Origin of the sequence: Leucobacter chromiiresistens, assembly GCF_001477055.1 — a bacterium.
Classification (GTDB): domain Bacteria; phylum Actinomycetota; class Actinomycetes; order Actinomycetales; family Microbacteriaceae; genus Leucobacter; species Leucobacter chromiiresistens_A.
On sequence record NZ_LDRK01000078.1, the window covers coordinates 1 to 25,533 of the forward strand.

Below are 25,533 nucleotides of genomic sequence, written 5' to 3' on the forward strand. Positions count from 1 at the left end.
CTTCGACATCGTCATCGACGGCCCCGCCGCGACCTGGTTCGAGCCCGAGGAGGGGGAGCACTGATGGCGAGCACCGCACCCGAGAAGACGCACGAGCCCACGCCCGGGCAGACCGTCGGCCCGTTCTTCGCCTACGGAACCACCTTCCCGAAGCAGCACGAGGTGGCCTTCCCGCACTCGCCGGGGGCCATCGTGCTCGCGGGCACGATCTGCGATGGGGCGGGGCTGCCGATCCCCGACGCGATGATCGAGATCTTCGGCGCCGACGCCGACGGAGGCGTGCCGCGCGCTCGCGGTACGCTGCGCCGCAATGACCACGCGTTCACGGGCTTCGGGCGCGCGTTCACCGATGACGAGGGGCGGTACGAGTTCTGGACGCGGAACCCGGGGTCGGTGGCCGGCGAGGCGCCGTTCTTCTCGGCGATCGTGTTCGCGCGCGGCCTGCCCGACAAGCTGCACACCCGCATCTACCTGCCCGAGGACACCGCTCGTCTCGACGCCGACCCCCTGCTCTCCGTGCTGCCGGCCGCCCGGCGCAGTACGCTCGTTGCAACGCGAACGCCCGACGGGCATCTCGCGCACGACATCCACCTGCAGGGTGCGAAGGAGACCGTGTTCCTTGCCTACTGATCCGGAAGCGCAGCCGTTCGCGCGGCCGATCCGCCGCGCGTTCGACACGGGGCTCCTCGCCCCGGTGAGCTCGGGGCGGGATGAGGTGCTCGCCGACGCCGAGGTGCTCGCCGCCCTCGTCGCGGCGGAGGTCGCGCTCGTGCGGGCCTGGGCGGCGGTGGGAGTCGCACCCCGAGAGGCGGCGGACGCCGTCTCGGCCGCGCTCGGGTGGCGGGGTGCGGGCCGCTGGTGCGCGGGGGTCGACGACTGGCTCGCGGCTGTCGTCGAGGAGGCGCCGCAGGGCGGCAACCCGGTGATCGGGCTCGTGCCGCGGCTGCGGGCGGAGGTCTCACCCGACACGCGCCACTGGGTGCACCGCGGCGCGACCAGCCAGGATGTGCTCGACTCGGCCCTGATGCTCGTCGCGCACCGTGCGGGTCGCGAGACCCTCGAGCTCGCGCGTCGCACCGAGGCCGCTCTCGCGCAGCTCGCTCGGGCGGAGCGGGATCGCATCGCCGTCGCGCGCACCCTCACCCAGCACGCCGTGCCCACGACCTTCGGGTTGCGCATCGCCGGGTGGACGCGGGCCGTGCGGCGGGCCGCCGAGCGCCTCCAAGACGCGCTCGCGGCACTGCCCGCGCAGCTCGCCGGTGCGGGCGGCACCCTGGCGGGGTACGTGGCCGTCGCCGGCGCGGAGCTGGGCGCTGCCGAGCGAGCCGAGCGGGCGGCTGCCGAGCGAGCCGAACAGGCGGCCGCCGAGCTGCCCGCCGCCTTCGCCGCCGAGCTCGGGCTCGCGGCGCCCGACGGCCCCTGGCACACGCTGCGCTGGCCCGTCACCGAACTGGGCGACGCGCTCGTGCAGCTCGTCGATGCGCTCGGAGTGATCGCCGCGGACGTCGCCACGCTCAGCCGGACCGAGATCGGCGAGCTCGTCGAGGGGCGCGGCGGAGGCTCATCGGCCATGCCGCAGAAGCAGAACCCGGTGCACGCCGTGCTGATCCGCTCCGCGGCGATCCGCGCCCCGCACCTGGGCGCGACCCTGCACGCCGCCGCAGCGCTCGCCGTCGACGAGCGGCCCGACGGGGCCTGGCACGCCGAGTGGCCGGCGCTGCGCGAACTGCTGCGGCTCGCCCTCGGCGCGAGCTCCCACGCCGCTGAACTCGTCTCGGGCCTCCACGTCGATGCCGAGGCGGTGCAGTGCAACGTCGATCTGACCCGGGGGCTGATCGTCGCGGAGCGCCTCTCGCTCGTGCTCGGCCCCGAGATCGGTGCGGAGCGCGTGCGCGAGATCGTGTCGCGCGTGCGCGGAGGCGCCTCGCTGCGCGACGCCCTCGCGGCCGAGCCGGGCCTGGTCGACGCTCTCGCCGCCCGAGGCGGCCCCACGATCGACGAGCTGGCGGATCCGGCGCGCTACACCGGCCTCGCCCAGCAGCTCGTCGATGCCGCCCTCGCCGGCGCACCCGCCGGTGCCCCGGAGGCGGCAGCACCCGACGGCCCAGACCCCGACCGCGCAGCGCCCGACGCCGGCGAGCCGAACGGCCCCGCCGCACCACGACAGGAGCACCGATGACCGCACCCGGAATCGCACTCACCGAACCGATCGGGCCCGCCGGCGCGCCCCTCGTGGTGCTCGCGCACTCGCTGGGTACGGGCCCGCTGATCTGGGAGCCCGTCGTGCCGCAGCTCATCACCGACTACCGCGTGACGCTGCTGTCGCTGCCGGGCCACGGCGCCGCACCCGTGCCCGGCGATGCCTTCTCGATGGAGGAGCTCGCCGACGCCGTCGCCGAGAGCGTGCGCGGCCTCGCCGACAGCGCGTGCTTCGCCGGAGTATCGATCGGCGGCGCGCTCGCGCTCACGCTGGCACTGCGGCACCCCGACCTCGTGGGGCGGGCGGTGAGCATCGCGTCGGCGGCGTCGCTCGGCTCGGCGGAGCACTGGAACGCGCGTGCCGCCACCGTGCGGGCCCAGTCGACCTCCGTGCTCATCGCGGCGTCGGCGCAGAACTGGTTCGCGCCCGAGTCGCTCGAACGCGAGCCCGAGCTGATCGGGCGCATTCTGCACGCGCTGCAGGACACGCCGGACGAGGGGTACGCGCGGTGCGCAGAGGCGCTCGCCGGCTACGACCTGCGCGACCGGCTCGGCGAGATACGCGTGCCCGTGCTCGCGATCGGCGGCGCCCAGGATTCGGTGGCGCCCGAGGATCGGCAGGATGAGCTGGTCGCGGGCATCGCGCGGGCGCGCAAGGTGATGATCGAGGACGCCGCGCACCAGCCCCCTGCTGAGAGCGGCGCGGCGGTCTCCGCGGCGCTCCTCGCGTTCTTCGGGGAGGAGCAGGCATGAGCGACGGTGAGCGCGGCGCCGCGGCAGGCGAAGGCCTGTCGGATGCGTCGCGCTACGAGCAGGGCATGAGCGTGCGCCGCGCCGTGCTCTCGGACGCGCACGTCGACCGGGCGAACGCGCAGACGACGGCCTTCACCGCCGACTTCCAGGATTTCATCACCCGCACCGCGTGGGGCGACATCTGGTCGCGCCCCGGGCTCGACCGGCGCTCGCGCTCGATCGCCGTGCTCACCGCGCTCATCGCGCACGGGCACGAGACGGAACTCGCGATGCACGTGCGCGCGGCGCGCACGAACGGACTGACCGTCGAGGAGATCACGGAGGTCATTCTGCAGGCCGGGCTCTACTGCGGAGTGCCGGCGGCGAACTCGGCGTTCGTCGTCGCGCAGCGCGTGCTCGAGGAGCTCGGCGACCTGTAGCGATCCCGCGCAGCCGGGTGAGGCGCCGCGCAGCCAGGCGAGGCGCCGCGCAGCCGAACCCCGGCCCGGGCCGCCGAGACCCCCGCCGCTCAGCCCTCTGAGCCGAGCTCGCCGCTCAGCCGCGTGTGGAACGCCGCCGACTCGGCGTTCATGCCGACGAACTCCACCGTGATGCCGCGCTGGCGGTACTTGGTCTGAATGGCGTCGAGCGCCGCGACGGTCGAGGCGTCCCAGACGTGCGCGCGGCTGAAGTCGATGACGACGCGCTCGGGGTCATTCGCGTACTCGAAGAGCGTGGTGAGATCGTTGCTCGACGCGAAGAGCAGCTGCCCCGAGACGGTGTACCGCGCCACGTTCTCGCCGTTCTCGACGGTCACCTCGCGCTGCACGGTCACGAGTCGCGCCACTCGCCGCACGAACATGATCGCGGCGGCGAGCACCCCCACGATCACGCCGATGGCGAGATTGTGCGTCGCGAGCACGACCGCGACGGTGATGATCATCACCGCGGTCTCGCTCTTCGGGAGCCTCCGCAGCGTGGCGGGCGAGACCGAGTGCCAGTCGAAGGCGCCGATCGACACCATGATCATGACGGCGACGAGCGCCGCCATCGGAATGACCGCGACGATGTCGCCGAGCAGCACGATGAGGATCAGCAGGAACGCGCCCGCCAGGAAGGTCGAGATGCGCGTGCGCGCCCCCGACGCCTTCACGTTGATCATCGTCTGGCCGATCACGGCGCAGCCGCCCATGCCGCCGAAGAAGCCCGAGACGATGTTCGCCACGCCCTGCCCCCACGACTCCCGGGTCTTGTTGGAGTGGGTGTCGGTCACGTCGTCGATGAGTTTCGCGGTGAGCAGCGACTCCATGAGCCCGACCAGCGCCATCGCGAGCGCATACGGGCCGATGATGGTGAGCGTCTCCCAGGTGAGCGGCACGTTCGGCACGAACAGCTCGGGCAGGCTGCGGGGGAGCTCGCCCTGGTCGCCCACGTTCGGCACCTGGATCGCGAACACGAGGGCGACGGCCGTCACGAGCACGACCGACACGAGCGGGGCGGGCACGATGCGGGTGAGGCGCGGCATCGCGATCAGGATGAGCAGGCCGAGGGCGACGAGCGGGTACACGGCCCACGGCACGTCGATGAGCTGCGGCAGCTGGGCGCTGAAGACGAGGATCGCGAGCGCGTTGACGAAGCCCACCATCACGCTGCGCGGGATGAAGCGCATGAGCTTCGCCACCCCGCAGACGGCGAGCACGATCTGCAGCAGGCCGGCGAGGATCACCGTCGCGATGAAGTACTCCATGCCGTACTCGCGGGAGACCGGTGCGATGACGAGGGCAACCGCTCCGGTCGCCGCGGTGATCATCGCGGGCCGTCCGCCGACGAAGGCGATCGTGACGGCCATGATGAACGAGGAGAAGAGCCCGACCTTCGGGTCGACGCCGGCGATGATGGAGAAGGAGATCGCCTCGGGGATGAGCGCGAGGGCGACCACGAGGCCGGCGAGCGCCTCCCGCGTGAGGAGCCGCGGCGACCGGAGTGCGGTCAGCACGGACGGATCGGGGCGGTAGCGCGCCGGATCGTCGGTGCTGCTCGGTGCGATGGACATGTGTCTCCTCCTGCGGCGGGGTGGGTCCGCCCGACAACACTAACGTAGCGTTAGGGTTGAGGTGGACGAAACGAGGAGCACGTATGCCCGAAGACGGAATGATGCACATCGGCGAGCTCGCGGATCGCACGGAGCTGTCGATCCGCACCCTCCGCCACTACGACCAGATCGGGCTGCTCGTGCCGAGCGGGCGCTCCGAGGGCGGCTTTCGGCTCTACACCGAGAGCGACTACGATCGGCTGATGCTGATCCGGCGCATGAAGCCCCTCGGCTACTCCCTGGATCAGATGGCCGACCTGCTGCGAGCCATCGACCGCACGCACGGGTCGACCGAGGCGCATGCGGCGCGGGCGATCGACGACTTCCTCGCCGACGCCGAGGAGCGGCGCGAGAAGCTCGCGCGGCAGCTCGCTGCGGCCGACGAGTTCATCCGCCAGCTGCGCGAGACGCCGCTGCGCTGAGCGGCGGCGGGGAAGGTCGCTCACCGCGTGCCGCTGCGGCGGCCGAGCAGTTCGTTCAGACCGTGGAGCAGCACCTCGCCCGGTCGGTCCGACGCGAGCGCCGCCCGCGCCGTGCCGTCCGTCGGGATCGGTCGCGCGTCGAGGGCGCCTCGGCCGGCGCTCCGCGCCCCGTGCACGCGGAGCCACCCGCCGGAGTCCGCCGCCGGCGCCGCATCGAAGCGCACCGCAGCGGGTGCCGTGCGCAGTCCGCTGCCCGAAGCCTTGAGCGCGGCCTCTTTCAGCGCCCAGGCCTGTATTCGCGCGATCCGGCCGGGCGCAGTGCCGGCCGCGGGCAGCGCCGCGCGTTCCCGCTCGTGCAGCGCATACGCGTCGAAGTGCGGCCAGAGCCGCGGCGGCACCGTCTCGATGTCGACGCCGATCGCGTCGTGCGCGTCAGCGACCGCGACCAGCACATGAGCGCCCGAGGTCGACGAGCTCAGGGCGAGCATCTCGGAGACCGGTCGGCCGTGCGGCGCCGCGCAGTCGGGGCAGGATCGCGTGATGGCGATATCCTGCGCCGCCGCCCGCGGCACACCGCATCTCCACGCGGCGAGCAGACGGAGGGCAGCCCGCCCCGCCAGGGTGCGACGTCGCGCATCGGCGTTCGCGCGCGCGAACGCGGCGCGCCGATCCTCCTCGCTCGCGCAGTGCTCCGCCACCCCGAGCACCTCGTCCACGCGGGTGATCAGCACGTCGATCATCGGCGGCTGATGCGGCGGTACTGCCAGACGGAGATCGGCGCGAAGACGGCGATGATGGCGATGCTGCAGAGGAACGCGTAGAGCACGGCGTTCTCGGCGGGCCAGCCGCCGGCGGCGGCGAACCCGCTCGGCGCCGCATTGCCGAACAGCTCGCGCACGGCGCTCGCCACCGCGGTGACCGGGTTCCACTCGGCGAACGCCCGCAGGGGGCCCGGGAGCATGTCTGCGGAGACGAATGCTCCGGAGATGAAGCAGACGGGGAACAGCCAGAGCAGCCCGAGGCTCTGGGCGACCTCGACGCTCCGCGCCGTCAGTGCGATGGTCGCACCGATCCACGAGGTCGCGAACGCGAAGAGCAGGAGGAGCGCGCCGGCGGTGAGCATCTGCAGCGGGTCGGATTCGACCCGCCAGCCGATGGCCAGACCGCAGGCCAGGATCACGACGATCGAGATGATGCTCGTGACGAGGTCGGAACTCGTGCGGCCCAGGATGACGCCGACGCGCGACATCGGAAGCGTGCGGAGGCGGTCGATGAGGCCCGACTGGAGGTCTTTCGCGAGGTAGACCGCCGTGAACGAGGAGTTGAACGTCAGTGTCTGGGCGAGAATGCCGCCGATGAGGAACTGCCGGTACTCGGTGCCGCCCAGCGCCCCGCCGAAGACGAACGCGAGGATGAGCACGAAGATGATCGGTTGCGCGATTCCCGTGACGAGCGCGCCCGGAGTGCGCTGCACGTTCCGTACGTTGCGACGCGCGACGATGCCCCCATCGCGGATCGCCGATGCGAGCGCGCTCATGCGATCACCGCCTCGGGGCCGAGCACCGCGACTTCGTCGGCCGCGGCGCTCGCGCGATCCCCCGTGATGCGCAGGAACACCTCGTCGAGCGTCGGCTGGCGAAGCGCCGCCTCTCCGGGCGTGATGCGCTCCTCGGCGAGCGACGCCAGCACGGCCGACAGGTCCGCGCTCCCGCCGGGCGCTCGAGCGGTGATGCGGAGCCCGCGGTCGTCGATCGCCGCCGCCGGGCACCGCGCGGCGACGAGCTCCAGTGCCCTCGGGCCGTCCGAGGCCTTCTCGAGCACCAGGTCGATCGCAGCCCCGCCCGCCCGAGCCTTGAGATCGGCAGCGGTTCCCTCCGCAACGATCCGGCCGGAGTCGATCACGGAGATGGCGTCCGCCAATTGATCGGCCTCCTCCAGGTACTGCGTGGTGAGCAGCACGGTGGTTCCGGCCGTGGAGAGCTGGCGCACCGCCTCCCACGTGTCGCGGCGGCCGCGCGGATCGAGCCCCGTCGTGGGCTCGTCGAGGATCACCACGGGGGGTCGGGAGACGATGGCCCCCGCCAGGTCGAGACGCCGGCGCATGCCCCCCGAGTACTGGCCGGCGCGCTTGCCCGAGGAGACCGAGTCGAGCCGGAAGTCGCGCAGCAGTTCGTGCGCTCGAGCCCGTGCATCGCGACGCCGCATGCCGTAGAGCTCGCCTACCATCGTGAGGTTCTCGACCCCCGTGAGCTTCTCGTCGACCGCGGCGTACTGGCCGGAGACGCCGATGCTCGAGCGCACCCGATGAGCGTCGCGTCGCACGGAATGCCCCGCGACCACCGCATCGCCCTCGTCGGGATCGAGGAGGGTGGTGACGACGCGCACGGTTGTCGTCTTCCCCGCGCCGTTCGGGCCCAGCAGGGCGTGGACCGACCCCGCCGGGATGTCGAGGTCGACCCCGTCGAGCGCGGTGAAGTCGCCGAACCGCTTGCGGAGGCCGCGGATCGAGATCACGAGACCGCCAGATCGGGCTCGCGAACCGGAGTGATGTCGGGCCAGTTCTCCGTGACGTAGTCGAGGCACGCCTGCTTGGGCGCGGGGCCGAAGACGACCACCCAGCCGGCGGGGACGTCGGCGAACGCGGGCCACAGCGAGTGCTGCTGCAGCTGGTTGACGAGTACCCGGAAATCTGCGGATGTGTCATCGAACGGGTTGGTCATGATGCTCTCTTCTCTCTCCGTGTTCGTGCGGGCTTCGCGATCAGGTGCGAGGTGTTCTCTCCAGTGATTCGGAGCCTCCCGAGGTTCGGTTGGTGCGAGTCGCCTGTGCGGAGGACAGGAGGCGTTCGAGCACCGGCGCGATCTCGAGCAGCGCGGGTTCGTCGAGCATCGCCGCATGGCGCGAGTGCACCGTGCTCGCGGTGAGACGCCCGCGCGTGGACTCCGCCCAGGCCTCGGGCGCCGGTCGATCGACAGGGACGTCGACTCGGGCCTCGAAGACGTGCATATCGCCATCGAAGGCGGGCACGGGTGTCGCATCGAGCAGCGCTCCCAACTGGAGGAAGCCGCCGACCATGCGGTCGATGGAGCGCTCCGGGATGTCGGCCATCGGGTTGCCGGCTTCGGCGAGCAGCGCGCGCACGGACGACGCGTCGAGACGGTCGTCGGGAGCCTGTACGTCGTTCGCGTCGAGGAATGCCCGCCACATCGAGTCGCCGCCGGCGACCCCCGCGACCGAGGAGTGCTCGGTCGGGTACGCGTCGAGGATCGCGAGGACTTCGACCTCGTCGCCGCCCCGCTGCAAGTGCGCCGCGAGGTGCTGGGCGAGGCGCCCTCCGAACGACCAGCCGATCAGGCGGTACGGCCCCTCCGGCTGCACCGAGCGCATCGCGGCGACGTACTCGTCGAGCATCTCCGCGAGCGTTTCGTACGCCGGGTCGTCTGCGGCGTCGGGCGCGATCCCCGGCAGCTGGAGGCCGTACAACGGGCGATCCTCATCGAGGTGGGGGATGAGGCCGGCGAACTTCCAGGCGATTCCGCTCGCCGGGTGCACGGCGAAGAGCGGCGTCAGGGAGGGATGACCGCCGGGTGCCGCGGAGGCGGGACGCAGCGGCAGGATCGGCCGCAGGCTCTCCGCGATATCGCCCCCGCCCTGCTCCGCGAGGCCGGCGAGACCGGCGACCGTCGGCGACTGGAATATGGCCTGCACGGGCAGGTCGGCGCCGAGCGCGTCGTTGATCGCTCGGATCGTCGGCTGCGCCACGAACGAGTGGCCGCCCAGCGCGAAGAACGAGTCGTCGGCGCGGACGCCGGAGACGTCGAGGACGCGCTCGAATGCCTCGGCGACGGCCTGCTCCGCTCGACCGCGCGGGGCACGACCGAGGCCGCCCTCCGCCGAGATCCGCGGCAGCGCGTCGCGGTCGAGTTTGCCGTTCGGCGTCAGCGGAATGCGCGGGATGATCTCGACTCCGACCGGCTGCATGTAGTCGGGAACCCGACTCCGCAGCGCGCGCACGATCTGCTCGACGGCGCCGGCGCGTTCCGCGTCCTCCGGCTCGGCGAGCACCGCCCAGGCGCCCAGGGCGACCTGACCCGCGGCATCGACCGGGAGCACGATGGCGTGGGCGATCCCGGGCTGCTCGGCGATCACCCGACGCACCTCTTCGGGCTCGACGCGGTGGCCGCGGATCTTGATCTGGGCATCGCCGCGGCCGAGGGAGGCCACGCGAGGCGCCTCTTCGCCCGTGGGGACGTGCACGACGACCAGGTCGCCGGTGCGGTACATGCGGGTTCCGTCGGCTGCGAAAGGGTCGGCGACGAATCGCTCTGACGTCGCCGACGAGCGGCCCACGTACCCGTCCGCGAGTTGCGCCCCCGCGAGCCACAGCTCGCCGATGCTCCCGAACGGGGCGGGCTGCAGCCGTTCGTCGAGCACGTAGCCCACGACGTCGGAGGTGGTCGACCCGAGCGTCGGGAGCGCAGCCGCACCGATCTCGGCGACCATCGAGTCGACGCCGACCTCGGTCGGGCCGTAGAGGTTCCACGCCCGCACGTGCGCCCGTTCGCGCACCCACTCCCAGAGCGGCTCGTCGATCGGCTCGCCGCCGAGCAGCAGGGTGAAGGGGGAGCCGGGCTCGAGCGCGTCGAGCCAGCGTTCGACACCGGTCTGCCGGGTCAGCGTCTCCGCGTAGCTCGGCGTCGTCTCCCAGGCGCCGATGCCGTGGTCGCCGAAGTACTGCGCGAGCGCATCCGGGTTCCTGCGCATGTCATCGTCGATGAGGTGCAGTTCGTGGCCGCCTGCGAGCCACAGCAGCGGGTCCATCGCCGCATCGAACCCGACGCCGGCGGTGTGGGCGATCCGGACTCGGCGCTCGGCCGGATCCGGCATCAGCGATGCGCGGTGGCTCCGGAGGAGGCTCGCGAGCGCGCGGTGGGGCACCTGCACCCCCTTCGGAGTGCCGGTCGTTCCCGAGGTGAAGATGAGATACGCGGGGTCGTCGAGCGACGGTTCGGCCGGGAGCGGCACGCCGCCCGAGCGCCCGCTGAGCGAATCCGGGCCGCAGAGATCGTCGATGCCGCCGTCGATCAGCAGCGCGGGGGACGCCGCATCGAGCATCGCGCTGACGCGCGCCTCCGGATACTCGGGGTCGATCGGCATGGCAACCGCCCCTGAGCGCCAGATCGCGAGCTGGCAGGCGATCGAATCGAGCGAGCGGGGCAGACGGAATGCGACGACGTCGCCCTGCGCCAGACCGCGTTCGCCGATCCGCCGCGCGAGGTCGTCGACCCGAGCGCGGAGCGCCGCGAAGTCGAGCGCACCGTCCGGCGCGACGATCGCGGTCGCGGCCGGGAAGCACTCGACGGCCCGGTCGAACGCCGAGATGACGGAATCGGGCTCGTTCGAGGAGTCCGCGTCGAGCGGCGCCCACCTCGGGAGTCGCTCGGACGCGCCGGGCATCGGGATCGCCGCGAGCGGCGCGCTCGGAACGGCGCTGGCGGCCTCGAGGAACGCGATGAACCGATCGATCATCGCTTCGGCCGCGGGAGCGCTGAACAAGGCGGAGTTGTACTCCAGTGCGCCGGAGACGTCTTCGCCCCGGCCGGCCGGGCGCAGGGTGAACGAGAGATCGAACTTGGCGCCGCCGGTGCTCTCCGGAGCCACCGCGGTCGCCGTGACCCCGGGCAGCGCGAGCTGCAGGTCGTTCGGCTCCTCCACGGACAGCATCGTCTGGAACAGCGGGTGCCGCCCGAGCACCCGCTCGGGTGCGACGGTCTCGACGATGCGTTCGAAGGGCACCTGCTCGAGCTCGATGGCGCGGAGCGCGGCGGCGCGCGCCGTGCTGATCGCCTGCGCCAGCGTGGCGTCCGGCGCGAGCTCCATGCGGAGCGGCAGCGTATTCACGAAGAACCCGATGAGATCTGCAAGGTCTGCGTCGTGCCGGCCCGCCGAGGGCGCCCCGAGCACGATGTCGCGTCCGGCGCCCGACCGCATGAGGAAGGCGGAGAGCGCACCGAGCCACCGGTGGAAACCGCTGGCGGTTCCCTCCGCTGCGACAGCGTGCAGGGCATCGGCCACCGCTGCCGGAATGGTGAAACTCAGCTGCGCGGCGGGCTGCGCGCTCTCCGCGGCGCGTTTGCCGTCTGCCGGGAGCCGCAGCTCCTCCGGCGCTCCGTCCAGATGCTCCGCCCACGCTGCGAGGTCGGCGCGCTCCTGCGCCTCATCGCGGGTGGCGTGCAGCATTCGCGCGTGATCGGCGAACTGAGCCGGGAGCCGGGGTATTCCCGCGGCGCTCCCGTCGCGCCGTGCTGCGTATGCGGCCGAGAGGTCGCGCGCGAGCGGCGCGAGCGACGCGCCATCGGTCGCGATGTGGTGGATCACGATCTGCAGGAGCCACGCGTGCTCGCCGATCGGCGAGAGACCTGCGCGGAACGGCAGGTCGTGCGCGAGGTCGAACCCGGCGGACGGCTCGATGCGCTCCCGTCGGAGCAGGCCCTCGACGGGCTCGCGCACGAGCTGCACGGGTGCGCCGTCGTGCTCGGGATACGAGGTGCGCAGCACTTCGTGGCGCTCGACGAGATCATCGACGGCGCCGGAGAGCGCCGCGACATCGAGCTCGCCGTCGAGGCGTGCGCTCAGCACCACGTTGTAGTCGCCCGCGCGCGGCGCGAGTCGGTTGAGGAACCAGAGGCGCGCCTGGCCGGGCGTGAGCGGCAGCGTCTCGCCGGCGTCGCGCGGGTGCGCCCGCATCCACTCGCCCAGGGCAGGGAGGAGGGCGCCATCGGCGGCGGATGCCGATGCGGATGCCGAGCCCCCGTCGGCATCCGCACGCCCGAGCTCGGCGAGGAGCGCGGCTGGTGTCGGCGCCTCGAAGATCGCTCGCAGCGGAGGCGCCGCACCGAAACGCTCGCGCAGCTCTCCGACGAGTGCGACGGCCAGCAGCGAGTGCCCGCCGAGGCGGAAGAAGTCGTCGTCGACGCCGACCTCGTCGATGCCGATGACGGCGGCGAACGCCGCGCACATCTGCTCCTCGTCCCGAGTCTCGGGCTGCCGCGAGCGCTCGAGGGTCTGCGGCGCCGGAAGCGCGCTCGGGTCCACCTTCCCGTTCGGGGTCACGGGCATCCGGTCGACCGGAGTGACGACGGTCGGCACCATGTAGTCCGGCAGCTCGGCCCGCGCGAAGCCGATCACCGCGGCGCTCGCCGCAGAGGGGTCGACATCGCGGCCGACCACGGCCGGGCTCATCTCGGCCCAGGCGACCAGGCGCGCGCTCTCCGGCCCGGCCGGCGCGAGCACCCGGGCGACGGCGCTCACGACGCCCGGCGCGCGCTCGAGGGTTCGCTCGACGTCGCCCAGCTCGATGCGGTAGCCGCGCAGCTTGATCTGCCCGTCGTCGCGTCGCACGAACTCGAGCTCGCCCGAGGGCAGGCGGCGCACGATGTCGCCGGTGCGATACATCCGGGTTCCGTGGCCGCTCGGGTCGGCGACGAACGCGCTCGCCGTCTCGGCGCTCCGGCCGCGGTAGCCGTGCGCTTCGGACGCGCCGGCGAGGTAGAGCTCTCCGGCCACGCCGTCCGGCGCATCGCGCAGGAAGCGATCGAGCACGCGCGCGGTGACGTTCGCCACGGGCCGGCCGATGCGGGGCGCGCCCGGAGCATCGACGCGGGCGACGACGGAGTCGACGGTGAACTCGCTCGGGCCGTAGAGGTTCCAGGCTTCGACCTCGTCGGCGATCGCGAGTGCGTCCCAGAGCTCGCGCGACACCGCCTCGCCGCCGAGGGCGAGCAGCAGCGGCGCCGAACGCTGCCGCAGTCGTTCGAGCAGCCCGGTGCCGAGGAGCTGCCGCGTGTAGGAGGGCGTAGTCTCGAGCACGTCGATCGCGGCGTCGGCGATGCGCTCCACGACGGCGTCGGCATCGCGTCGGGTGCGATCCGAAGCGATCACGAGCGTCGACCCCGCGGCCAGCCAGAGGATCGGATCCCACGCGGCATCGAAGCCGAGGCCCGCGAGGTGCAGCACGCGAGGCGCCCTTCCGTCGAGGCGATCGCGAAGCGGTCCAATCAGGGTGCTCCGATGCTGCTCGAGCACGTTCGCCACTGCCTCGTGGGCGACCTGCACGCCCTTCGGGGTGCCGGTGGTGCCGGAGGTGAACACGAGATACGCGGGATGCTCCGGTCGCGGCATGGGGGGAAGGGGCCGCGCCGCGGCGCGCTCGGCGAGCGCGATCAGAGCGTCGGGGGTGAGCACCGTGGCGAGACGCTCGCCTCCGAGCCCGCTGAGCCTCCGTTCGTCGCGCGTGATCAGCACGGAGGGCTCGCTCGCCTCCAGGATCTGGGCGATGCGTGCGTCGGGGTACTCGAGATCGATGGGCACGGCGATCGCTCCGCTCCGCAGGGCCGCGAGCACGAGCGAGACCGCGTCGTTCGTGCGCGGCAGAGCGATCGCGACGCGGTCGCCCGGCTGCACCCCCTGCGAGGCGAGCACTCTCGCCGCGTTGTCGATGCGGTCGCGCAGGCCGGAGAACGTCACCTCCTCGGCGTCGTCGACGAGCGCGGTCTGGTCAGGGGCGAGACGCGCACTCGCTTCGAGCGCGTCGAGCAGCGTCGCGGTCGCCGGGAGCCGCGATCCTCGTGCATGCTCGTCGATTCGTCGCTGCGCAGGGCCGTCGACCGCGGGAATCTGCGAGAGCGGGAGCGCGGTCGATGCGATCATCGCGGTGAGTAGCCGATCCACCGAATCCCGCATGCGCGCGATCGTCGACTCGTCGAAGAGGGATCGATCGTAGGCCAGTGCGGCATCGAGCGGGCCCGCGTCTCCTCCCGGCGTCGAGAAGTCGAGCATGAGGTCGGTCTTCACTCCGGCGGTGGTCGCCTGCGGCGGAACCGTCACGGTGACCTCACCCAGGTCGAGCTGCGCGGGACCCGTGTTCTGCAGGGTCATGAGCACCTGGAAGACGGGGTGGCGATCCGCCACCCGAGGGGGTCGGATCGCATCGACGACCGCATCGAACGGCACGTCCTGATGGGCGTACGCCTCGGTGTTCGTCGTGCGCACCCGCTCGATGAGCTCGGCGAGCGTCGGGTCGCCCTCCAGCGACGTGCGCAGGGCGACGGTGTTGACGAAGAATCCGACGAGCCCCTCGAGTTTCGGGTCGCCCCGTCCGGCGACCGGTGCGCCCAGCACGATGTCGGTTCCGGCACCGTGCTGCCCCAGGGCTGCGGCCACCGCGGCGTGGAGCACGATGAACAGACTGGTGCGGTGCGCTGCCGCGACTCCCCGCAGCGACCGGTGCTGCTCCGCATCGAGTGCGAAGCGGAGGTGGCCGATGTCGCTCGGGAGTGCGCCGCGCTCGCGGTCGCGCGGCAGTGGCATCTCGTCCGGCGCATCCGCGAGCGCGCGCCGCCAGAACTGCAGCTGCGAGTGCATCTCGCTCGCGGGGTCGTCAGCCGACCCGAGCGATGCCCGCTGCCACAGCGAGTAATCGGCGTAGGCGACGGGCAGCGGCTCCCGCCAGTGCACCTCGGCTCCAGCCGCTCGGGCGGCGTAGGCGGTCGAGAGATCGTCGGCGAAGGGCGCGAGCGACCAGCCGTCGGAGGCGATGTGGTGCATCGTCACCACCAGGGTGTGCGACGTCGGCGAGGTGCGCAGCAGCACGGCCCGCAGCGGAATCTCAGTCGTGACGTCGAAGGGCCGCTCCGATTCCTGGCGCACGATGTCGTCGATCCGGTCGGCGGGCACATCGACGGCGATGCACGACGGCGCTCCGTCCACGGCCGGCAGGATGCGCTGCTGCGGCTCACCGTCGACGTATGGGAAGATCGTGCGCAGCGGCTCGTGCCGGGCTGAGACGTCGCCGAGGGCCGCACGCAGGGCGTGCACGTCGAGTCGGCCCTCGAGGTGGAGCACCACCGGGATGTTGTACGCGCTGGACGCGGGTTCGAGCGTGTTCAAGAACCACAGGCGGCGTTGCGCGAGCGACACCGGCAGCTCGTCTCCGTGCGGCATCGGTTCGAGCGGCAGAGCGGCGTGAGCGTCCGAATCGCGCCCGGCGAGACCGCCGACCGTGGGATGCTCGAAGATGTCGCGCACGGAGACCGGCCGATCGAGCCGATCGGTGAGCAGAGCTGCGAGACGGGTGGCGAGCAGCGAGTGCCCGCCGGCGCCGAAGAAATCCTCATCGACGCCGACGGCCTGCACGCCGAGCACCTCGGCGAAGGCGGCGGCGATGCTGCGCTCCTCCGGCGTGCGCGGCTCCCGCGTCGGCGCGCTCTCCACCTGATCCGGGCTCGGCAGAGCGCGCCGATCCAGCTTGCCGTTCGGAGTCATCGGCAGCTCGTCGAGCGCGACGATGCTTCCCGGCACCATGTACGCCGGAAGCTCGGCGGAGAGCGCCGCCTTGATGTCGCCGCCGCGAGCGGAGAGGTCGGATTCGCCCGCGACGTAGCCGACCAGTCGGGCGGAGGCGCCATCCCCGACCGCGACGACGGCGGCGCCCGAGACGTCCGGGCAGCGGCGCAGGGCCGCCTCGACCTCCGACAGCTCGACGCGGTATCCGCGAACCTTGACCTGCTCGTCGATCCGACCCATGAAGCGCAGCGATCCACCGCGGCTGCGGCGCACGACGTCGCCGGTGCGGTACATCCTCGTGCCGTCCTCGGCGAACGGGTCTGCGAGGAATCGCTCCGCGCTCAAACCGGGCTGCCCGACATAGCCGGCGGCCACATTGGCTCCCGCCAGATACAGCTCGCCGATGGCGCCGTCGGGCACCGGGGTGAGCGATGCGTCGAGCACGTAGTGGCGGGTGTTGCGCACGGAGGCGCCGATGTGCGGCTCGACCTCCGCGATGATCGGCGCGACCAGGCTGTCGACGGTCGCCTCGGTGGGCCCGTACAGGTTGACGGCGTGCACGTCGGGCTGATCCGCGAGCGCATTCCACAGCTCCGGCCCGACCGCCTCGCCGCCGAGCGCGACTTCGGTGGGGTGCCGATCCCGCTCGAAGAGCCCTGCGGCGACGAGCGCCTCCGCGAACGAGGGGGTCGTCTCGATCGCGTCGATCTCGTGCTCGACGAAGTACTCGACGAGACGCTGCGGGTCCCGCCGCACGTCGTCGTCGATCACGTGCAGCTCGTGGCCGGCGAGCAGCCAGAGCAGCGGATCCCATGCGGCGTCGAATGACAAGCCGGCGGTGTGCGCGACGCGAGCCGGACGCCCCAGGCGCGAGGCCGCGGGCTCGAACATCTCGGAGCGGTGCTGTTCGAAGAGATTGCGCAGCGCTCGCCGAGCAACGCCCACGCCCTTCGGCCGGCCCGTGCTCCCCGACGTGAACACGATGTACGCCAGTGCGTCGACGGATACCTCGGGCAGATCGGCGGGATCGGCCGAGGCGTCGCGCCACGCCCCCTCCGCTGGGTCGTCGACGGCCAGGGCGTCGACCTGCCACGATGCCCCCGCATCGGCGTCGCGCTGCTGCTGCGCCCGGCTCGTGAGCAGCAGTGCCGGTGCCGCATCCTCGATCATGTCGCGGACGCGCTCGGCCGGGTACTCGGGGTCGAGGGGGACGTACACCGCCCCGGCCTTCAGCACGGCGAGCACGAGCACGGGCAGCAATCTGCTGCGCTCGATCCGCACGGCGACGGCGCGACCGAGCTCCACGCCCGTGCTCAGGAGGTGCTGAGCGAGGCGCGTCGAGAGCTCGTCGATTTCTCCGAAGGTGAACGAACCATCCGCGGCCACGACCGCGCGCGCGGATGGTCGCGCCGCTGCCAGCTCGGCGAACGACCGCACCACCGGCTCGCGGCCGAGCGGCACCTCGTCTCCCGCACCCTGATCGATCAGGCCCGCGATCTCGTCGGGCCCCACCACGTTCACGTCGGTCACCCGCGTCGAAGCCGGGTGTTCGAGGAGCTGCGTGAGGAGCTCGAGCAACCGCTGCGCGTGCTCCCCCAGGACGTCTTCGGAGTAGAGCTCGGCGTCGCCCTCCAGCTGCAGCGTCGGCTCTGCCGCCCCGCTGGTCACTCCGGAGATAACGATGGACAGGTCGTGCACCGGCCCGGTCGACAGGATGTTGACGGTGCCGCGCGCGCGGCCGAAGACGAGCGCATCGATGACGGGGAGCAGGTTGACCGAGGGGCCGGCGAGCGCTGCGGTCTCGGCGACGTCCTCCACGCGGAACTGCTGGTGCCCGACGGCGCCGCGAACGACGTCGCCGGCGTTCGCGACGACCTCGGCGAGACTCCACTGCGGAGCCACGTCGATGCCCAGCGGCAGGATGCTCGAGAGCATCGACGGGGTCGTCTTGGCGACCTTGCCGCGCCGCGCGGTCACCGGAAGCCCGAGCGACACCCGGGGCTGGCCGGTCATCTTCGACAGGTAGAGCGCGACGAGACCTACGGCTGTCTTCGGCATGTCACGTCCGAGCGCGCTCAGCCTGCCGGCGTCGTCCTCCGAAATGGTGCGGGAGACGCGAACCACCCGCCTCGCCGCCCGCCCCGTCGTGCCTTCGAGGCCGACGATCGGCGTCTCCTCGGCGAGCCGGGCCCTCCAGTGCGCGGCGTCCGCGGCGTGCTGCTCGGACGCCCGATACTCCTCGAGGTGCGCGTGAAGCTCGGGAAGACCGGGCAGCGGCGACGCCGCGCGCGCGGCGAGGTAGGCGATCGGCGTCGAAAGCACGGAGCCGAGCACCCCGCTCGGCGCACTCTTCGCCAGGCGGGTGTAGGCGCCGGCGAGGTATCGGAGTCCGATCACTGCGGAATAGCCGTCGAGCAGCACATGATGCACGCGCTGGAACAGGAGTGCGCGGTCGTCGGAGACGCGGAACAGCGTTGCGCCGAACAGGTCGCCGCCGGTCATCGAACGCGCGGTATCGAGTTCCGACCGCATGCGTGCGAGGGCCGAGGCGACCGCGCGATCCTCGCCCATGCGGCGCAGGTCGGTGACCGACAGGAGGTCGGCGGTCGGCGCGGGGCGACGGATGAGGCCGTAGGGTCCGTCGTCGTCCTCGGCCAGCACGAGGCTCATCGCGTCGAGGTCCGCGACCGTCTTCGTGAAGGCGATGCGCAGCAGGCCCGCGTCGAGCGGACCGCGGAGGTCCAGATACTGGCCGATCTGATAGCTCGGGTTCTCAGGATCGAGCTGCTGGGCGTACCAGATGCCCAACTGGGCCGGGCTGAGCGGAATGCGCTCGGCTGCTGCTGCGGCCGCCGTGCGGGTTGACTTGCGTTGACGGGACTCGGTCACTGTGCGCTCCTCGGAGTGGCGCCGAGATCCTCCTCGGCGCCGATCGGGCTGGCTCGGTCGGCGGCGTGCTTCCGCGGAAGCGTCGCGCTACTGGAACTGGCCGATCCGGAGGGAGTTGAGGATGCCTCCCAGGTCGATCAGCGGCCCGTCGATCAGGGGGCCGGTGATGAGCGAGCCGTCTGCCTGCGACGTCGCCGCCGGCGAAGCGGGCGCGAGTTCCGTGGCGCTCGCGGGGCCCGCGGTCAGGGCGACCGTGCCCAGGCAGAGGGCCGTCGCGGTGGAGATGCTGGCGATGGTGCGAGTCGTCTGCTTCATGTGATGCTCCTCGTTTTCGCTGATGCCGTGAATGCGTGCATGGGGTGCTTCGGAGCACTGGGCGCAGCGGTTGGCGAGCGGAGGATCCTCCCAGCGATCTCGGACGTTGGCAGACCGGCCGCATAGGAGACGCATGGGGTTCGGATGCGGAGCCGGTCGCCCATCGGAGCCGCCGCGTGACACGGGCGACGCCGATTCGTATCATGAGGGACGTCGGCGGGTGCGAGTCCCCGGCGGACGCAGAGCTGCGGATCGAACAAGGGGTGAGTGATGGCGCGAGAACTCGTATGGACCGGTTTCGTCACCGTGGACGGCGTGATGGATTCGCCGGGCGGGTCGAGCGAGGGGCACCCGAACGGCGGGTGGGTGATGCGCACCCCGTTCGACGAGGCCGCGTTCGCGCTGAAGGGCGAGGAGCTGGGTGAGACCACGGCGCTGCTGTTCGGCCGGCGCAGCTACGAGGCCTTCGCGCCGGTGTGGCGGGATTCCGAGGATCACGCCGCGTACCGGGATCTGCCGAAGTACGTCCTGTCGTCGACGCTCGACCCCGATGCCCTCGTCGAGGGGTGGGGGCCGACGACGCTGCTGCGCTCGACCGCCGACGTCGCCGCACTGCGCGAGAGCGCGGGCGGCGCGATCTTCATCCACGGGAGCGGCGAGCTCGCTCGGCGGCTGGCCGCGGCGGGGCTCATCGATCGGTACCACCTGCTGGTGTTCCCGGTGCTGCTCGGCAGCGGCAAGCGGGTGTTCGCGAGCGAGCAGTCCGGCGAGCAGCGCCTCGTGCTGCGGGAATCCGAGGCCTACGGCAACGGCGTGGTGAAGGCGATCTACGATGTCGCGCGCTAGCGGCAGAGGGTGGCGAGTACCGCGCTGCACTCCCGCAACGGTAGGCGACGCTCGAGCCGGAAAACTCAGAGGCTCCCGATCCGGTTCTCACCGGGCCAGGAGCCTCTGTTCGTTGCGGGGGCGGGATTTGAACCCACGACCTCCGGGTTATGAGCCCGGCGAGCTACCGAACTGCTCCACCCCGCGGCACGCCTCCACCGTACCGCGGGAGCGATGCGAGTTCGAATCGGGCTGCTCCTCCGGCGCGTCGCCCGGGGAGCTTGCCGCTCGGCCCCGGGTCACCGCCCCGACGGCGGGAGCTTGTCGATGCCGTGCCGGTTCGGCTCGGTCGGCTCGGCCGCGGTGGCGGGCGACGCCTGGGCGGGGCCCGAGGGCGTCGCGTCGGAGGTCGGGTAGCTCGGCTTGTCGGCTTCGGACGCCTCGCCCACCTCGTCGCGCTCCTCCTGCGGCGGCAGATGGTCGAGGGGCTGCTTGATGTCGTCGTGATTCGTCATGCCGCCCACGATTCCGGGAGTGCTCGCGGCATGCCAGGGGATTGCAGGCGCGTGCGCGATGTGGTGGGATGCGCCGCCCCGGTGCGCGGCAGCCCGGCGCGCCGGGTCCGCTGCGATCGCTACGATCGAGGGAACGTACGCGATGAGGGAGGCCCAGGGTGCTCGACGTGCTCTCCGAGTTGGATCGCCGCATCGTCGGCGCGCTGCAGGTCGACGGCAGGGCGCCGTGGAGCGCAGTCGCGCGGGCGCTCGACGAGCCGCTGCGCACCGTCGCCCGCCGGGGCAGGGTGCTGCTCGAGTCGGGGATGGTGTCGGTGGTGGGGCTCCGCAACCTCGGCCCGACCTGCGTGATCGAGGTGACGTGCAAGCCGTCGCGCCTCGAGTCGCTGGCGCGGGAACTGGCCGAGCATCCGGGCGTCGTCTACGTCTTGGTGCTCGCGAACCCATCGAGCGTGCTGGTCGAGGTGCACGAGCAGATGTTCGACCTCGGCACCATGACGCTGTCGGTGATCCCCGCCTACGCCGGGGTGCTGGAGGTCTCGGCTGCGCCGGTGCTGCACTACTTCAAGACGAACGCCGACTGGCAGCCGGGGCTGCTCTCGGCGGGCGAGACGGCGCTTCTGGAGACGGGGCCCCGGGTGGAGGAGTCGACGGCGCTCCCCGAGCGGCTCGACGCCGCCGACAGCGCGATCGTGCAGGCGCTGGAGCGCGACGGCCGGGCGAGCATCGCCGAGCTCGCGGAGGTCGCGGGGGTGACGGAGCCCACGGCGCGGAAGCGGCTCGGCGATCTGCAGCAGCGCGGTGCGCTCGCCACGCGCGTGCTCGTCGACCCGCGGCTGCTCGGCTTCCGCATCGAGACGTGCGTGCGCATCGACTGCGCGCCCGCGCAGGTGCGCGAGGCGGGCGAGGCGATCGCCGCGATGCCCGAGAGTCGTTACGTGGCGGAGCTGCTCGGGGAGCACTCGCTGATCGCGCACTTCGCCGCCGATGATCTGCCGCACGTGCGCCGGCTGCTGCACGACGAGTGGACGAGGTCGGCGGGTCGATTGCACCCGGCGCTCGTGACGCGCGTGGTGAAGCGGAGCGGCCGCCTGATCGCAGCAGCGGAGGCGTAAACCAGTAACCACAAGATTCCACTTGGCATAATCCAAAACTCGTGGTTGACTTACTGACCGTACTCGTAAGTCAATGACGATGGGAATCACGCATGGCCGATCCGGCCGAACTCACCGAGCTCTCCGCGACCGAGCTGCGCGCGGCGCTCGGCGCACGCGACATCAGCGCCGTCGAGGCGGTGACCGCCCACCTCGACCGCATCGAACGCGGCTCCGCCGTCAACGCGATGGTCACGATCGACGCCGACGGCGCGCTGCGCCGCGCCGCTCGCCTCGACGCGGAGGGGCCCGACCCGCGTCTGCCGCTCTTCGGCATCCCGGTCGGCATCAAAGACACGCACGACACGGCGGGCCTGCGTACGACGTACGGCTCGATCCGGCACGCCGAGCACGTTCCCGAGCGCGATGCCGCGCACGTGCGGCGGATGCGCGACGCGGGCGCGATCGTGATCGGCAAGACCAACGTGCCCGAGTACGCGGCCGGTTCGCACTCGGTCAACCGCGTCTTCGGCGCGACCCGCAACCCCTACGCGCTCGACCGCTCGGCCGGAGGGAGCAGCGGCGGCGCCGCAGCAGCGCTCGCGGCCCGGCAGGTCGCGCTCGCCGACGGGAGCGACATGGGCGGATCGCTGCGCAACCCCGCATCGTTCTGCAACGTCGTCGGCCTGCGGCCCTCGCCGGGCGTCGTGCCCGAGGCGGAGGCGACCAACCTGCTCACGCCGCTCACGACGGCCGGCCCGATGGGGCGCACCGTTGAAGACGTCGCCCTGCTGCTCTCCGTCATCGGCGCGCCCGACCCGCGCACGCCCATCGCGGCGCCCGCTCTCGGCGCCGCACCCGCCGCCGCCGATCTCCGCGGGCTGCGCGTCGCCTGGGCGCCGACCCTCGGCGGGCAGTCCCCCCTCGCGGCCGACGTCGCCGCGGTGCTGGAGGAGGCCGTCGCCCGGTTCGCCGAGCAGGGGGCGCGCGTCGAGATCGCGTGCCCCGACCTCGCCGGCGCCGCCGACGCCTTCCTCACGCTGCGGGCCGCGGAGTTCGAGATCGCCTGGGGCGACCAGCTCGACGCCCACCCCGAGGACTTCAACGACCGCCTCACCTGGAACATCGAGCAGGGCCGCACGCTGACCGGCCGCGACATCATGCGCGCGCAGGAGCGCCAGACGACCCTGATGCGCGAAGCCGCGCGCTTCTTCGAGCGCTTCGACGTGCTGCTCGCGCCGGCGGCGACCGTCGCGCCCTTCCCCGTCGAGTGGGAGTACCCGCGCACCGTCGCCGGCGAAGCGCAGGCCCACTACCTCGACTGGATGCGCGCGGCGACGACGATCACGATGCTCGGCGTCCCCGCGCTCTCCGTGCCCGCCGGGTTCACCGCCGAGGCGCTGCCCGTCGGCCTGCAGATGGTCGGCCCGTTCGGCAGCGACCACCGGCTGCTCGGGATCGCCCAGGCCTTCGAGGCCCTCACCGGGTTCGCCCGGCACACCCCCCTCCTCCCCGCCGACTCACGCCATTGGAGCAACGAAGCACGATGAAACCACGACTGTTCACCCCCGGAAGGCTCGCGATCGTGAGCGTTCCCGCCCTCGGATTCTTCGCGATCCCCTTCCTGCCGTTCGCGCAGGAGCCGACCCTCTGGCTCGGCCTCCCCGCAGTGCTCGTGTGGAGTGCGCTGATGGTGCTGCTCTCCGTCGCCGCCCTGCAGATCGTCGAGACGCTCTACCTCCGGGCGGGCGGCCGCGAGGCCGACGCGCAGGAGGCGGAGCGCTTCGCGACGCGGCAGATCGAGCAGATCCGCGCCGCGCGCATCGCCGCGGAGAACAGCGAGGGCGTGCAATGACGCTCTCCATCATGATCGTCGCCGGCATCGTGCTCATCGGAGCGCTCGGCGTGGCCAGCCGTCGACGCCAGAAGAGCATGAGCACCTGGACCGTCGGCGAGCGCAGCAACCCGAAGTGGACCTCCTGGTTCCTGCAGGCCGGCGAATCGCTGACCACCTTCAGCTTCCTGGGGCTCGCCGGCATCGCGTTCGGCGGCGGCGTCAGCGCGACCTTCGCCGTCGCCTACCTCACCATCTCGTGGCTCGGCCTCTACTTCGTGGCGCCCCGCATCCGCGAGTTCGGGCAGCGCCGCGGCTACCTCACCATGGGCGACTTCTTCGAGGATCGCTTCCGCAGCCGGTGGCTCGGCCGCGTCGTATCGGTGATCGGCGCCCTCGCGCTGATCCCGTACCTGCAACTGCAGATCACGGGCCTCGGGCTGATCGTCGAGCTCGCCACGGGCAGCGAGGGGGCCCGCGGCCTGAGCATGGTCGTCGCGAGCATCCTCGTCGCGCTGTTCGTCGCCTGGTCGGGGCTGCGGGGCATCGCCCGCGTGGCGATCCTGAAAGACGTCATGATGGTGGTCGCGATGGTGGTCATCGCGGCGGGCCTCATCATCTCCTTCGGCGGCATCCCCGAGATCTTCGCGCAGATCGCGCGCGAGGCCCCCGTGCTCCTCACCATGCAGGTCGACGGGTACGACCCGGTGTTCTTCATCACCGCCACCCTCGTCACCGTCATCGGCTCCAGCTTCAACACGCTGCCGCACCTCTGGCCGCCCGTGCTCGCCGCGAAGAGCGGCGAGGTGCTCCGCAGCAACGCGAAGTGGCTGCCCATCTACCAGCTGGTGCTGTTCCTGCCGATCACCGTCGGGCTCGCCGCCGTACTCGTGCTGCCCGCGGACACGACCGGCAACACGGTGCTGCTCACCATGTCCGGGGCGATCCTGCCCGACTGGCTCGTCGGCATCGTCGGCATCGTCGCGATCGCGGGCGCCTCGGCGGCCATGGTGCCCGCCTCGGCGATCGTCATGGGCATCTCGACGCTCATCACGCGCAACGTGATCGGCAGCATGCCGGCCGGGCGCCAGATGACCGTCAACTACGCCGTCATCGTCGCCGCGACCGGGCTGGCGCTCGCCTTCGGGCTCGTGCGCTCCGACATCGGCGCGCTGCTGCTGCTCACCTACGGCTGCACCACGCAGTTCGCGCCCGCCATCGCCATCGCGCTCGCCGATCGCGTGCGCGTCGGCGCGTGGCCGATCGGGCTCAGCATCGTGACGGGCTCGCTCACGGTCGCCGTGATCACGTTCGCGGAGATCCCGATCGGCAGCTGGGACTCGGGCCTCATCGCGCTCGCGCCGAACCTCGCCGTGCTCGTGGTCGCCGAGGCCGTCCGCCGTGCTCGCGGCGGGCGCGACGTGGAGCAGGTCGCGATGCCGTCGCCGGATCGGGTCGCAGCCGCGGGCTCGGTGTCCGCTCTGAGCTGACTTCGGGCGAGTATCGGCACGGCGTCAGCCGATCGGCGTAGCCTGCGAACGTGGCCGGCACGAGCGCCGCCACTGAAAGGGGAACTCATGAGCATCATGTACACCGCTGAGGCACTCGCGACCGGCGACGGGCGCAACGGCCACGTCAGAAGCGTCGACGGCCTCGTCGACACCGATCTGCGCGCTCCGAAGGAGATGGGCGGCCCCGGCGGCGCCCCCAACCCCGAGGTGCTGTTCGCCGCCGGCTACGCGGCGTGCTTCCACGGTGCGCTGCAGGCGGTCGCGCGCGAGCAGAAGGTCGACATCTCGGATTCGAGCGTGGGATCCCGCGTCAATCTGGCCAACGTCGACGGCGGATTCGAGCTCTCCGTGGAGCTCGAGGTCGTGCTGCCGCACCTCGACCACGAGCAGGCGCAGCAGCTCGCCGACGCCGCCCACCAGGTGTGCCCGTACTCGAAGGCGACGCGCGGCAACATCGAGGTGAAGGTCACCGCCTCCGACGACTGAGTCTCTTCGGGCGTCGAACGCCCGCCGACGCACCGAGCCCCTGCTGAGAGAACGTGTTCTCGGCAGGGGCTCGGCGGTTGGGGAGGGGCTCGGCGCCTCGAGCCGGGCGTTCGACGCCCGAAGAGACTCAGTCGTCGGAGGCGGTGACCTTCACCTCGATGTTGCCGCGCGTCGCCTTCGCGTACGGGCAGACCTGGTGGGCGGCGTGGGCGAGCTGCTGCGCCTGCCCGTGGTCGAGGTTCGGTAGCCCGACCTCGAGCCCCACGGAGAGCCCG

General features: G+C 72.1%; 19 protein-coding genes, 1 tRNA gene and 1 pseudogene. 11 read left to right on the forward strand and 10 right to left on the reverse strand.

Annotated features, from left to right (window positions below; translation table 11 throughout):
- Positions 1-63: 63 nt before the first annotated feature.
- Genes pcaG through pcaC form a run of 4 tightly spaced genes read left to right on the forward strand, consistent with a single transcriptional unit; the run spans position 64 to position 3,371 of the window.
- Positions 64-630: a protocatechuate 3,4-dioxygenase subunit alpha gene (gene pcaG, locus NS354_RS10060; protein ID WP_058594369.1), complete on the forward strand. Its 567-nt coding sequence runs from the start codon at positions 64-66 to the stop codon at positions 628-630.
- On the forward strand, positions 620-2,179 hold the full coding sequence (locus tag NS354_RS10065; RefSeq protein ID WP_241490479.1) for a lyase family protein: 1,560 nt from the start codon (positions 620-622) through the stop codon (positions 2,177-2,179). The genes pcaG and NS354_RS10065 overlap by 11 nt, the downstream gene beginning before the upstream one ends.
- On the forward strand, positions 2,176-2,952 hold the full coding sequence (locus NS354_RS10070; RefSeq protein ID WP_058594370.1) for an alpha/beta fold hydrolase: 777 nt from the start codon (positions 2,176-2,178) through the stop codon (positions 2,950-2,952). Before NS354_RS10065 ends, NS354_RS10070 begins: the two co-directional genes overlap by 4 nt.
- Entirely contained in the window at positions 2,949-3,371 is a 423-nt protein-coding gene (gene pcaC, locus NS354_RS10075; protein ID WP_058594371.1) for a 4-carboxymuconolactone decarboxylase, read from the forward strand. The genes NS354_RS10070 and pcaC overlap by 4 nt, the downstream gene beginning before the upstream one ends.
- A gap of 89 nt (positions 3,372-3,460) precedes the next feature.
- Here pcaC and NS354_RS10080 read toward each other — a convergent pair whose 3' ends face one another.
- Positions 3,461-4,984, reverse strand: a complete 1,524-nt coding sequence (locus NS354_RS10080) for a SulP family inorganic anion transporter (protein ID WP_058594372.1) — start codon at positions 4,982-4,984, stop codon at positions 3,461-3,463.
- A gap of 83 nt (positions 4,985-5,067) precedes the next feature.
- Here NS354_RS10080 and NS354_RS10085 point away from each other — a divergent pair, with 83 nt between their 5' ends.
- Entirely contained in the window at positions 5,068-5,445 is a 378-nt protein-coding gene (locus NS354_RS10085; protein WP_058594373.1) for a MerR family transcriptional regulator, read from the forward strand.
- 20 nt (positions 5,446-5,465) lie between these two features.
- Here the strand turns inward: NS354_RS10085 and NS354_RS10090 are convergent, their stop codons facing one another.
- The 6 genes from NS354_RS10090 to NS354_RS10115 form a co-directional block, all read right to left on the reverse strand.
- The gene (locus NS354_RS10090; RefSeq protein ID WP_058594374.1) at positions 5,466-6,185 is read right to left on the reverse strand and encodes a 4'-phosphopantetheinyl transferase family protein; all 720 of its coding nucleotides are present in this window, start codon (positions 6,183-6,185) and stop codon (positions 5,466-5,468) included.
- Positions 6,182-6,982 carry an ABC transporter permease gene (locus tag NS354_RS10095; RefSeq protein ID WP_058594375.1) on the reverse strand — a complete coding sequence of 267 codons (801 nt, stop codon included), beginning with the start codon at positions 6,980-6,982 and terminating at the stop codon, positions 6,182-6,184. The genes NS354_RS10090 and NS354_RS10095 overlap by 4 nt, the downstream gene beginning before the upstream one ends.
- The gene (locus tag NS354_RS10100; RefSeq protein WP_058594376.1) at positions 6,979-7,959 is read right to left on the reverse strand and encodes an ATP-binding cassette domain-containing protein; all 981 of its coding nucleotides are present in this window, start codon (positions 7,957-7,959) and stop codon (positions 6,979-6,981) included. Before NS354_RS10100 ends, NS354_RS10095 begins: the two co-directional genes overlap by 4 nt.
- A complete protein-coding gene (locus tag NS354_RS10105) occupies positions 7,956-8,165 on the reverse strand; it encodes an MbtH family protein (RefSeq protein ID WP_275934827.1) in 210 nt (69 codons plus the stop codon). The genes NS354_RS10100 and NS354_RS10105 overlap by 4 nt, the downstream gene beginning before the upstream one ends.
- A 40-nt stretch (positions 8,166-8,205) precedes the next feature.
- Entirely contained in the window at positions 8,206-18,678 is a 10,473-nt protein-coding gene (locus NS354_RS10110; protein ID WP_058594377.1) for a non-ribosomal peptide synthetase, read from the reverse strand.
- A gap of 87 nt (positions 18,679-18,765) precedes the next feature.
- On the reverse strand, positions 18,766-18,993 hold the full coding sequence (locus NS354_RS10115; protein WP_058594378.1) for a hypothetical protein: 228 nt from the start codon (positions 18,991-18,993) through the stop codon (positions 18,766-18,768).
- A gap of 270 nt (positions 18,994-19,263) precedes the next feature.
- On the opposite strand from NS354_RS10115, the gene NS354_RS10120 reads away from it, so the two are divergent.
- Positions 19,264-19,839 carry a dihydrofolate reductase family protein gene (locus NS354_RS10120; RefSeq protein ID WP_058594379.1) on the forward strand — a complete coding sequence of 192 codons (576 nt, stop codon included), beginning with the start codon at positions 19,264-19,266 and terminating at the stop codon, positions 19,837-19,839.
- 112 nt (positions 19,840-19,951) lie between these two features.
- Here the strand turns inward: NS354_RS10120 and NS354_RS10125 are convergent.
- Positions 19,952-20,025, reverse strand: a tRNA-Met gene (locus tag NS354_RS10125).
- Between the two features lie 92 nt (positions 20,026-20,117).
- A complete protein-coding gene (locus NS354_RS10130) occupies positions 20,118-20,333 on the reverse strand; it encodes a hypothetical protein (RefSeq protein ID WP_029608159.1) in 216 nt (71 codons plus the stop codon).
- A 158-nt stretch (positions 20,334-20,491) separates the two neighbouring features.
- On the opposite strand from NS354_RS10130, the gene NS354_RS10135 reads away from it, so the two are divergent.
- The 5 genes from NS354_RS10135 to NS354_RS10155 all read left to right on the forward strand — a co-directional run bounded on the left by NS354_RS10135 (position 20,492) and on the right by NS354_RS10155 (position 25,258).
- Positions 20,492-21,448 (forward strand): Lrp/AsnC family transcriptional regulator, encoded by a 957-nt coding sequence (locus NS354_RS10135; protein WP_058594380.1) that lies wholly within the window; start codon positions 20,492-20,494, stop codon positions 21,446-21,448.
- A 92-nt stretch (positions 21,449-21,540) separates the two neighbouring features.
- Entirely contained in the window at positions 21,541-22,977 is a 1,437-nt protein-coding gene (locus NS354_RS10140; RefSeq protein ID WP_058594381.1) for an amidase, read from the forward strand.
- Positions 22,974-23,282 carry a hypothetical protein gene (locus tag NS354_RS10145; protein ID WP_058594382.1) on the forward strand — a complete coding sequence of 103 codons (309 nt, stop codon included), beginning with the start codon at positions 22,974-22,976 and terminating at the stop codon, positions 23,280-23,282. Before NS354_RS10140 ends, NS354_RS10145 begins: the two co-directional genes overlap by 4 nt.
- Entirely contained in the window at positions 23,279-24,751 is a 1,473-nt protein-coding gene (locus NS354_RS10150; RefSeq protein ID WP_058594383.1) for a sodium:solute symporter family protein, read from the forward strand. Before NS354_RS10145 ends, NS354_RS10150 begins: the two co-directional genes overlap by 4 nt.
- Before the next feature lie 87 nt (positions 24,752-24,838).
- The gene (locus tag NS354_RS10155) at positions 24,839-25,258 is read left to right on the forward strand and encodes an organic hydroperoxide resistance protein (RefSeq protein ID WP_058594384.1); all 420 of its coding nucleotides are present in this window, start codon (positions 24,839-24,841) and stop codon (positions 25,256-25,258) included.
- 127 nt (positions 25,259-25,385) lie between these two features.
- Here NS354_RS10155 and NS354_RS13820 read toward each other — a convergent pair.
- A pseudogene (locus tag NS354_RS13820) lies at positions 25,386-25,533 on the reverse strand (organic hydroperoxide resistance protein); the annotation flags it as partial.

What these genes read in the sequence shown, in the direction of transcription:
- NS354_RS10155 (WP_058594384.1), top strand. Translation starts at nt 24,839, where the DNA reads ATGAGCATCATGTACACCGCTGAGGCACTCGCGACCGGCGACGGGCGC.
- pcaC (WP_058594371.1), top strand. Translation starts at nt 2,949, where the DNA reads ATGAGCGACGGTGAGCGCGGCGCCGCGGCAGGCGAAGGCCTGTCGGAT.
- NS354_RS10150 (WP_058594383.1), top strand. Translation starts at nt 23,279, where the DNA reads ATGACGCTCTCCATCATGATCGTCGCCGGCATCGTGCTCATCGGAGCG.
- NS354_RS10105 (WP_275934827.1), bottom strand. Translation starts at nt 8,165, where the DNA reads ATGACCAACCCGTTCGATGACACATCCGCAGATTTCCGGGTACTCGTC.
- NS354_RS10080 (WP_058594372.1), bottom strand. Translation starts at nt 4,984, where the DNA reads ATGTCCATCGCACCGAGCAGCACCGACGATCCGGCGCGCTACCGCCCC.
- NS354_RS10145 (WP_058594382.1), top strand. Translation starts at nt 22,974, where the DNA reads ATGAAACCACGACTGTTCACCCCCGGAAGGCTCGCGATCGTGAGCGTT.
- NS354_RS10130 (WP_029608159.1), bottom strand. Translation starts at nt 20,333, where the DNA reads ATGACGAATCACGACGACATCAAGCAGCCCCTCGACCATCTGCCGCCG.
- NS354_RS10090 (WP_058594374.1), bottom strand. Translation starts at nt 6,185, where the DNA reads ATGATCGACGTGCTGATCACCCGCGTGGACGAGGTGCTCGGGGTGGCG.
- NS354_RS10115 (WP_058594378.1), bottom strand. Translation starts at nt 18,993, where the DNA reads ATGAAGCAGACGACTCGCACCATCGCCAGCATCTCCACCGCGACGGCC.
- NS354_RS10070 (WP_058594370.1), top strand. Translation starts at nt 2,176, where the DNA reads ATGACCGCACCCGGAATCGCACTCACCGAACCGATCGGGCCCGCCGGC.
- NS354_RS10120 (WP_058594379.1), top strand. Translation starts at nt 19,264, where the DNA reads ATGGCGCGAGAACTCGTATGGACCGGTTTCGTCACCGTGGACGGCGTG.
- NS354_RS10085 (WP_058594373.1), top strand. Translation starts at nt 5,068, where the DNA reads ATGCCCGAAGACGGAATGATGCACATCGGCGAGCTCGCGGATCGCACG.
- NS354_RS10140 (WP_058594381.1), top strand. Translation starts at nt 21,541, where the DNA reads ATGGCCGATCCGGCCGAACTCACCGAGCTCTCCGCGACCGAGCTGCGC.
- NS354_RS10095 (WP_058594375.1), bottom strand. Translation starts at nt 6,982, where the DNA reads ATGAGCGCGCTCGCATCGGCGATCCGCGATGGGGGCATCGTCGCGCGT.
- pcaG (WP_058594369.1), top strand. Translation starts at nt 64, where the DNA reads ATGGCGAGCACCGCACCCGAGAAGACGCACGAGCCCACGCCCGGGCAG.